General features: G+C 72.2%; 7 protein-coding genes. All 7 read left to right on the forward strand.

What is annotated here, in order from left to right:
* The first annotated feature begins 27 nt into the window (after nt 1-27).
* Entirely contained in the window at nt 28-1,014 is a 987-nt protein-coding gene (locus tag ABZ923_RS19935; RefSeq protein WP_361473283.1) for a hypothetical protein, read from the forward strand.
* Nucleotides 1,015-1,123: 109 nt separating this feature from the next.
* Nucleotides 1,124-2,668 (forward strand): amino acid permease, encoded by a 1,545-nt coding sequence (locus ABZ923_RS19940; protein ID WP_361473286.1) that lies wholly within the window; start codon nt 1,124-1,126, stop codon nt 2,666-2,668.
* Nucleotides 2,669-2,857: 189 nt separating this feature from the next.
* Complete coding sequence (locus tag ABZ923_RS19945) at nt 2,858-3,949, forward strand: mechanosensitive ion channel family protein (RefSeq protein ID WP_361473288.1); 1,092 nt, start codon at nt 2,858-2,860, stop codon at nt 3,947-3,949.
* Nucleotides 3,950-4,039: 90 nt separating this feature from the next.
* Entirely contained in the window at nt 4,040-4,822 is a 783-nt protein-coding gene (locus ABZ923_RS19950; protein ID WP_361473290.1) for a restriction endonuclease, read from the forward strand.
* A gap of 73 nt (nt 4,823-4,895) precedes the next feature.
* Nucleotides 4,896-5,324, forward strand: a complete 429-nt coding sequence (locus ABZ923_RS19955) for a DUF4186 domain-containing protein (RefSeq protein ID WP_361473293.1) — start codon at nt 4,896-4,898, stop codon at nt 5,322-5,324.
* A 37-nt stretch (nt 5,325-5,361) separates the two neighbouring features.
* Nucleotides 5,362-7,581, forward strand: a complete 2,220-nt coding sequence (locus ABZ923_RS19960) for an NADP-dependent isocitrate dehydrogenase (RefSeq protein ID WP_361473296.1) — start codon at nt 5,362-5,364, stop codon at nt 7,579-7,581.
* Between the two features lie 96 nt (nt 7,582-7,677).
* The gene (locus ABZ923_RS19965; protein WP_361473298.1) at nt 7,678-8,505 is read left to right on the forward strand and encodes an N-formylglutamate amidohydrolase; all 828 of its coding nucleotides are present in this window, start codon (nt 7,678-7,680) and stop codon (nt 8,503-8,505) included.
* Nucleotides 8,506-8,813: the final 308 nt, after the last annotated feature.

Genomic DNA, 8,813 nt, shown 5'->3' on the forward strand with positions numbered 1-8,813 from the left:
CGTGCGCCAGTGGCCGGGGGCCCGCTGATGGCCAGAGACGGAGCCCGCCCCTCCTACGACCCCGCCGGCCCCGACCACGCCCTGCGCGCCGCCCTCCAGGACCTGCGCACCGGCCGCTGGATGGCCATGCGCACCCTGCTCGCGGAGACCACCGAGTGGTGGCAGTGGACCCAGCGCACCCAGGTCCTGGCGGCGGCCGCGGCCGGCACCGACGTGGTGCGGGCCTGGCTCGCCGAGGAACCGGACAGCGCGCACGCGGTGGTGATGCACGCCCGGGTCGGCGTGGAGCGCGCCCTGCGGGCCCGGCGCGAGCGGCACCGCCGTACCCACGAGTTGTGGATCGAGGCGTGGGACGCGGCCCAGTCGGCCACCGAGGCCGCCCCTGAGGACCCGGTGCCCTGGGTGTGTCTGCTGGCGCTGGCCCAGCTCGATCCGGAGCAGCGCTGGGAGGAGCACCGGACCGCAGCGCCGGAGCCGATGCTGCCGCCCGGCCCCTGGGGGCTGCTGGCCGAGGCCGGCAGGCGCGACCCGTTCAACCGCGAGGCCCACCACCGGATGCTGCAGTTCCTGTACGTGCGGGGTGGTTCGGGCCGGCTCGCGGAGGCCTCCGGGTACGCGCAGTGGGCCGCCGGCCAGGCGCCGCCCGGTTCCGCGCTGCACCTGCTGCCGCTGTACGTCCGGGTCGAGCGCTACCGCCGGGACAGCGGGCACGACGCGGCGCTGGACCTGCACTGGGTGGTGGAGGAGGCGGCCCGTGAGTCCCGGCGCGCGCTGGACTCCTGGTTCGAGCGGACGCGGCCCGCCGAGCGCGCGCTGCCGGACCTCAACCACCTGGCGCACGCCCTGTGGGGCTCGCTCCAGTTCCCGGAGGCGGCCCGGGTGTTCGAGGCGATCGGCCCGTACTTCACGCCCCCGCCGTGGATGTACCGCACCCCGGACCGGGACCGGGCCGTGGAGATCTTCGTGCAGGCCCGGGACCGCTGCCGGGCCGCCGCGGACGGCTCCCGCCCCTGAACCACGTCCGCCCACGCCCCCGCCCCCGAACGCACAGCCCTCCGCTCCACCCCCGAACGTTCCCGTCGCACGTGCCCGTTGGAAACCGTCGATACCGGAGGTCCCCCGCGTGTCCCCCACCCCCGACCCCTCACCCGCTCCCGTGCCCTCCCCCGGTCTGCCGCAGCAGGACGAGGAGCAGCGGCTGCGCGAACTCGGCTACCGGCCGGTGCTGGCCCGCCGCATGGGCGGCTTCGGCAACTTCGCGATCAGCTTCTCGGTGATCTCGATCCTGTCCGGCTGCATGACCCTGTACGGCTTCGGCCTGAACACCGGCGGCCCCGCCGTGATGCTGTGGGGCTGGGCCGGCGTCGGCCTGTTCGTGCTCTGCGTCGGCCTGGCGCTCGCCGAGGTCACCAGCGCCTACCCGACCTCCGGCGCCCTGTACTACATGGCCGACCGGCTCGGCGGCAGACGCTGGGGCTGGTACACCGGCTGGCTGAACCTGCTCGGCCTGCTCGGCGCGATCGCCGGCATCGACTACGGCGCCGCCCTGTTCGCGGGCGCGTTCGCCAACCTCCAGTGGGGCTTCGAGCCCACGCCCGGCAAGACCATGCTGATCTTCTGCGCCATCCTGCTGCTGCACGCGGTGCTGAACCTGTTCGGCGTCCGCCTGGTCAGCGTGCTCAACTCGGTCAGCGTGTGGTGGCACCTGGCGGGCGTCGCCCTGATCGTCGGCGCGCTGGCCGTCTTCCCCGACCACCACCAGTCGCCGTCCTTCGTGTTCACGAAGTTCGTCAACGGGACCGGCTGGGACAACCCGCTGTACGTCGCGGCGATCGGTCTGCTCCTCGCGCAGTACACCTTCTCGGGCTACGACGCCTCCGCCCACCTGTCCGAGGAGACCTCGCACGCCTCGGTGGCCGCCTCGCGCGGCATAGTACGCGCCATCTGGGCGTCCTGGCTGGCCGGTTTCGTGCTGCTGGCCGGTCTGACCTTCGCCATCCAGGACTACGACGCCACCCGCACCACCGACACCGGCGTGCCTCCCGCCCAGATCCTGCTCGACGGTCTCGGCACCGACGGCGCGAGCGCGCTGCTCCTCGTCGTCATCGTCGCCCAGCTGTTCTGCGGGAACGCCGAGGTCGCCGCGGCCAGCCGGATGGTGTTCGCGTTCAGCCGGGACGGCGCGCTGCCCGGCTCCCACCTGTGGCGCAAGGTGAGCGGCCGCACCCAGACCCCGGTCGCCGCCGTCTGGCTGTCGGTCGTGGTGGCCTGCGTCCTCGCCCTGCCGTCGCTGTACTCGGCGACGGCGTACAACGCGGTGACCGCCATCAACGTCATCGGCATCACCCCGGCCTACGCCATCCCGGTGTACCTGCGGCTGCGCGCCGGCGACCGGTTCCGGCCGGGGCCGTGGCACCTGGGCCGCTGGAGCAGGCCGATCGGCTGGATCGCGGTCGTGTGGGTGGCGTGCGTGACGGTCCTGTTCTGCCTGCCGCAGGCCTCGCCGGTCACGGTCGACACGATGAACTACGCTTCCGTCGCCCTCGCCGTGGTCCTGATCCTCGCCAGCGTCTGGTGGTATGTGGCCCGCCGGTCGTACGGCACGCCCACCACCGCGGCGTACGGCAGCGACCGCGACCAGGCGGAACTCGCCGAGGGCATCGTCTGAGCCGGCTGTCCGTGAAGCGCCGGTCCTGGTACGAACCGGTGTGCCGGATACGGCAGGATGAACGAGCGCGCCGGTCACCGGAGTTCCTTCGGCCGGCGCGATCGCACATCCCGGACATCGAGCAGGTGACAACGTGACGACACTTCACAAGTGGTGCTCCGCAGCGGTTCCGCGCCCCGGAGGTGACCGGTGAACCGCACGCCGACCCTGGACGACCTCGTTCTCGCCGGCATCGCCCTGGGGGCCGGCCTGGTGCTCGCCTTCATGTCGCGCACCCTGCTGCGCTGGCTCGCCAAGCACGCCAAACGCACCCGCTGGAGCGGTGACGACGTCATCGTGGACGCGCTGCGCTCCGTCGTCCCCTGGGCGGCGATCGCGGGCGGCGCGGCGGCGGCCACGGCCGTCCTGCCGTGCACCAAGCCCGTCCAGAACCACGTGTACCAGGTGCTCCAGGTCTGGGTGATCGTCGTGGTGACGTTCTCCGCGGCCCGGGTGATCGCCGGTCTGGTCCGTACGGTCACCCAGTCCCGTTCGGGCGTCGCGGGCTCGGCGACCATCTTCGTCAACATCACCCGGGTCCTGGTCCTGGCCATCGGTTTCCTGGTGGTCCTGCAGACCCTCGGCATCTCCATAGCGCCCCTGCTGACCGCTCTGGGTGTCGGTGGTCTGGCGGTCGCCCTGGCCCTCCAGGACACCCTCGCCAACCTTTTCGCGGGCGTCCACATCCTCGCCTCCAAGACCGTCCAGCCGGGCGACTACATCCGGCTGAGCAGCGGCGAGGAGGGCTACGTCGTCGACATCAACTGGCGCCAGACCACGGTCCGCCAGCTCTCCAACAACCTGGTGGTCATCCCCAACGGCCAGCTCGCCAAGGCCAACATGACGAACTTCACCCGTCCCGAACAGGAGCTGACCGTCCTGGTGCAGGTCGGGGTGGGCTACGAATCCGACCTGGAGCACGTGGAGCGGGTCACCGCGGAGGTGGTCACGGAGGTCATGACGGACGTGACCGGCGCCGTCCCCGACCACGAGCCCGCGATCCGCTTCCACACCTTCGGCGACTCCCGGATCGGCTTCACGGTGATCCTCGGCGTCGGCGAGTTCAGCGACCAGTACCGGATCAAGCACGAGTTCATCAAGCGTCTGCACCGCCGCTACCGCGAGGAGGGCATCCGCATCCCGGCCCCCACCCGCACGGTCTCCCTCCAGCCTGGCTCGGCGCTGATCCCGCACCAGCGCACCGGGGAGGACGTCACCGGCGGGGCGGCCGTGGCCGACTGAGCCGCACCGGCCGGACCGTCCCTGGGAGCGGACGGGGATCTTGGGCATCCGTAGCCAGGAGATCTTCGTCGCCGTCAGGAGGAAGCCGGCATGACCGTACCCGTGCGCCAGGTCCGAGGGGCGGAGCGCCGTCGGCGCTTCGACCTGCGCAGCACCGCGATGTTCTTCGTCCTGCTCGCGATCGTCCTGTGCGTCCTCGCGTTCCTGGCGCGCACGGCGGCGGGCATGGTCGAACGCCGCCCGGTCTGGGCCGCGGTCCTGGCGGTGCTCGCCGTGGCCGCCGCGCTCCGGCTCCGTTCCCGCCGGCGCCGCCTCTCCGCCGGCAGGTACGCGGTCCGGGCCGCCCGGGCGCTGGAGGAAGCCGCCGACAAGGCCTCCGACACGCTCGCCGCCGCGCCGGCAGCCGAGCCCGCCGCCCGCCTGGCCTCGGCCGATCTCACCACGGCCGGCCTCACCGCGGCCGAAGACACCGTCGTCGACCTCACCGCGCTCGACCCCGACGGTTTCGAGCAGGCGATAGCGGAGCTGTGCGTGCTCGCCGAGTGCCGCGAGGTGGAGGTGGTGGGCGGAGCCGGCGACCTCGGGGCGGACGTCGTCGCCCTCACCCCGGACGGGCGGCGCCTGGTCATCCAGTGCAAGCAGTACGGCGACGACAACAAGGTCGGCTCCCAGGACATGCAGCGCTTCGGCGGGACCTGCTTCACCATCCACGAGGCCGATGTCGCCGCGGTGGTCACCACGAGCGACTTCACGACCCCCGCCCTCGAGTACGCGCTCCAGTGCGGCATCGTCTGCGTGAACGGCGACGACCTGGAGGCCTGGCGCCGGGGCACCGGCCCCAGCCCCTGGGAGCGGGCGCCCCTCGGCCCCTGAACGGCGGGCCTCCCGCGCCGGCCGGCGCCCGCCGGCGGCGGACGTTCCGGTCACGGACTACCCTCGAACCAGCATGACCTCGTCCCCCGACCCCCGCTCGCTCGACCAGCTGCTGGACGCCCTCGCCCGGCAGCCGTTCCGGGCGCGGTTCCACCTGCGCGGGCGGGACCGGGCGACCGCCGGGCTGAAGGGCCCGGCGACCCTCCGGTGGCACGCCTACGACCTGATCGCCAAGCGGCTGGCGCCGGCCGAGCCGTACAAGGACGGCAAGCAGACCCCGTACCGGGGGCATCCGGTCTTCGTGGCCCAGCACGCGACCGCCACCTGCTGCCGGGGCTGCCTCCAGCGCTGGCACGGGATCCCGAAGGGGCGGACCCTGACCCGGGACGAACACGTGTACGTGGTGAACGTGATCTGCCACTGGATCGCGCGCGAGATGGCCGGTGGCGATTTTTCCGGCCAGGACCCCTGTCGAGCCGACCCCGGTCACGAGATATCTTGATGTCGAGCAATGTTGCAGACGTGGAGCGGAGCACCCGGTGACTGACTCGACCATCATCTACACCTACACAGACGAGGCCCCGGCCCTGGCGACGCATTCGTTCCTGCCGGTGATCCAGGCGTACGCCTCGCAGGCCGGTGTGCCCGTGACGACCCGGGACATCTCGCTGGCCGGGCGCATCATCGCCGTCTTCCCGGAGTACCTGAACGAGGACCAGCGCATCCCCGACGCGCTGACCGAGCTGGGCGAGCTGGCCAAGACCCCCGCGGCCAACATCATCAAGCTGCCGAACATCTCGGCGTCCATCCCGCAGCTGAAGGCCGCCGTCGCCGAGCTGCAGGCCAAGGGCTACGCGCTGCCGGACTACCCGGACGACCCGAAGACCGACGAGGAGCGCGAGATCCGCGCCCGCTACGACAAGGTCAAGGGCTCCGCCGTCAACCCGGTGCTGCGCGAGGGCAACTCCGACCGCCGTGCCCCGGCCTCGGTGAAGAACTACGCCAAGACCCACCCGCACCGCATGGGCGCCTGGTCCGGCGAGTCCAGGACCAACGTGGCGACCATGGGCGAGAACGACTTCCGCTCCACCGAGAAGTCCGTCGTCATCTCCGAGGCGGGCACGCTCAGGATCGAGCTGGTCGGCGAGGACGGCACCACCACCGTCCTGAAGGAGTCCGTACCGGTCCGCCAGGGCGAGGTCGTCGACGCCTCCGTTATGCGCGTCGCCGAGCTGAACACCTTCCTCGCCGCGCAGGTCGCCCGCGCCAAGGAAGAGGGCGTCCTGTTCTCCGTGCACCTGAAGGCCACGATGATGAAGGTCTCCGACCCGATCATCTTCGGTCACGTGGTGCGCGCCTTCTTCCCGAAGACGTTCGCGAAGTACGGCGAGACCCTCAAGGCGGCCGGCCTCACCCCCAACGACGGCCTCGGCGGCATCCTGAAGGGCCTGGAGAACCTGCCGGAGGGCGCCGAGATCAAGGCCTCCTTCGACGCCGAGATCGCCGAGGGCCCGGACCTGGCGATGGTCGACTCCGACAAGGGCATCACCAACCTGCACGTGCCGTCGGACGTCATCATCGACGCCTCGATGCCGGCCATGATCCGCACCTCCGGCCACATGTGGGGCGCGGACGGCCAGGAGCACGACGCCCTCGCCGTGATCCCGGACTCCTCCTACGCCGGTGTCTACCAGGCCGTCATCGACGACTGCCGGGCCAACGGCGCCTACGACCCGTCCACCATGGGCTCGGTCCCGAACGTGGGCCTGATGGCGCAGAAGGCCGAGGAGTACGGCTCCCACGACAAGACCTTCGAGATCCCGGCCGCCGGCACCGTCCGCCTGACCGACCAGGCCGGCAACGTGCTGATCGAGCAGCCGGTCGCGCAGGGCGACATCTTCCGCGCCTGCCAGACCAAGGACGACCCGATCCGCGACTGGGTCAAGCTGGCCGTCACCCGCGCCCGCGCCACCGGCGACCCGGCCGTGTTCTGGCTGGACGAGACGCGCGCCCACGACGCGCAGCTGATCGCCAAGGTCAAGCAGTACCTGCCCGAGCACGACACCGAGGGCCTGGACATCCGCATCCTGTCCCCGGTCGAGGCCACCAAGCTGTCGGTGGAGCGCATCCGCCGCGGTGAGAACACCATCTCGGTGACCGGCAACGTGCTGCGCGACTACCTGACCGACCTCTTCCCCATCCTGGAGCTGGGCACCAGCGCCAAGATGCTGTCGGTCGTCCCGCTGATGGCGGGCGGCGGCCTGTTCGAGACGGGCGCCGGCGGCTCCGCGCCCAAGCACGTCCAGCAGCTGGTCAAGGAGAACTACCTGCGCTGGGACTCCCTCGGTGAGTTCTTCGCCCTGGTGCCGTCCTTCGAGCAGTACGCGGCGACCACCGGCAACACCCGCGCCAAGGTCCTCGCCGACACCCTGGACCGCGCCACGGCGACCTTCCTCAACGAGGACAAGTCCCCGACCCGGCGCGTCGGCGGCATCGACAACCGCGGCAGCCACTTCTACCTGTCGCTGTACTGGGCGCAGGAGCTGGCGCAGCAGACCGACGACGCCGGCCTGGCCAAGGCCTTCGCGCCGCTCGCCGAGACCCTCGCCGCGAACGAGCAGAAGATCGTCGAGGAGCTGATCGCGGTCCAGGGCTCCCCGGCCGACATCGGCGGCTACTACCAGGTTGACAAGGCCAAGGCGGACGCGGTCATGCGCCCGTCGGCCACCTGGAACGAGGCCCTCGCGTCCCTGAGCTGACGCCCACGGCGCCCGCACGACCGCGCCCCGGCCGGCACCGCCCGGCCGGGGCGCGGTCGTGCGTGCCGCGGGCCGTTGTCAGTGGGGTGTGGCACCTTGATCACGCACGATGCCACCGACGACGCCCTGGAGCGGCCTGTGACCCCCTTCGACCTCCTGCCCGGTGATCCGGACTCCCCCGTGCTGCTGCACGTGCCGCACTCGGCGCGGGCGATACCCGATGACGTGCGCGCCGGGATCGTGCTGGACGACGGGGAGCTGGAGCGAGAGCTGGACCGGATCACGGACGCGCACACCGCCGAGATCGCCGAGCGGGCCGCCGCGCTCGCCGGGATGCGGCCCTGGAGGTTCGTGAACCGGCTGTCGCGGCTGGTGGTGGACCCTGAGCGGTTCCCGGACGAGCGGGAGGAGATGGCGGCGGTCGGCATGGGCGCCGTGTACACGCGGACCACGCAGCGGGGCATGCTGCGGCCCGCGGACACCGACCCGGAGCCGCTGCTCGCCCGCTATTTCCGGCCGTACGCCGCGGCCATGACCCAGGCGGTGGCCGGCCGGCTGGCCGCGACCGGCCGGGCCGTGATCGTCGACGTCCACTCGTACCCGTCCGAGCCGCTGCCGTACGAACTCCACGGCACCGGCCCGCGCCCGCCGGTCTGCCTCGGCACGGACGCCTTCCACACCCCGCCGGAGCTGACCGAGGCCGCGCGCAAGGCGTTCGCCGACTGCGGCGGCACGGGCCTGGACAGCCCGTTCGCCGGGACGTACGTGCCGCTGGACTTCTACGGCACGGACGCCCGCGTCGGTGCCCTGATGGTGGAGATCCGGCGGGACACCTACATGACGGAACCGTCCGGCCCACCCGGCCCGGGCCTGAACCCCCTCGCCACCGCACTGGCAACCCTCGTGAACTCGATCAGCCCCTGAACCACGCGCCCGCAGACCGGACGGGCCGGACAAAACCAGCCGACCCGCCCGCCCGCAGACCGGACGGGCCGGACAAAACCAGCCGGCCCGCCCGGCCCAGGCCCGAACCGCCCCGCCACCGCGCCGACAGCCCCCGTGGGCTCGGTCAGACCCCGAGCCGCCCCACGACGATCACCTGGGCGCAGGTCCGCGACCGCAGCGCGGACAGGCCGGACGAAACCGGGCGACCCCGCCCGGCCCAGGCCCGAACCGCCCCGCCACCGCGCCGACAGCCCCGTGGGCCCGGTCAGACCCCGAGCCGCTCCACG

The sequence above is a fragment of the Streptomyces sp. NPDC046881 genome, from assembly GCF_040645015.1.
In the GTDB taxonomy this organism is placed as follows: domain Bacteria; phylum Actinomycetota; class Actinomycetes; order Streptomycetales; family Streptomycetaceae; genus Streptomyces.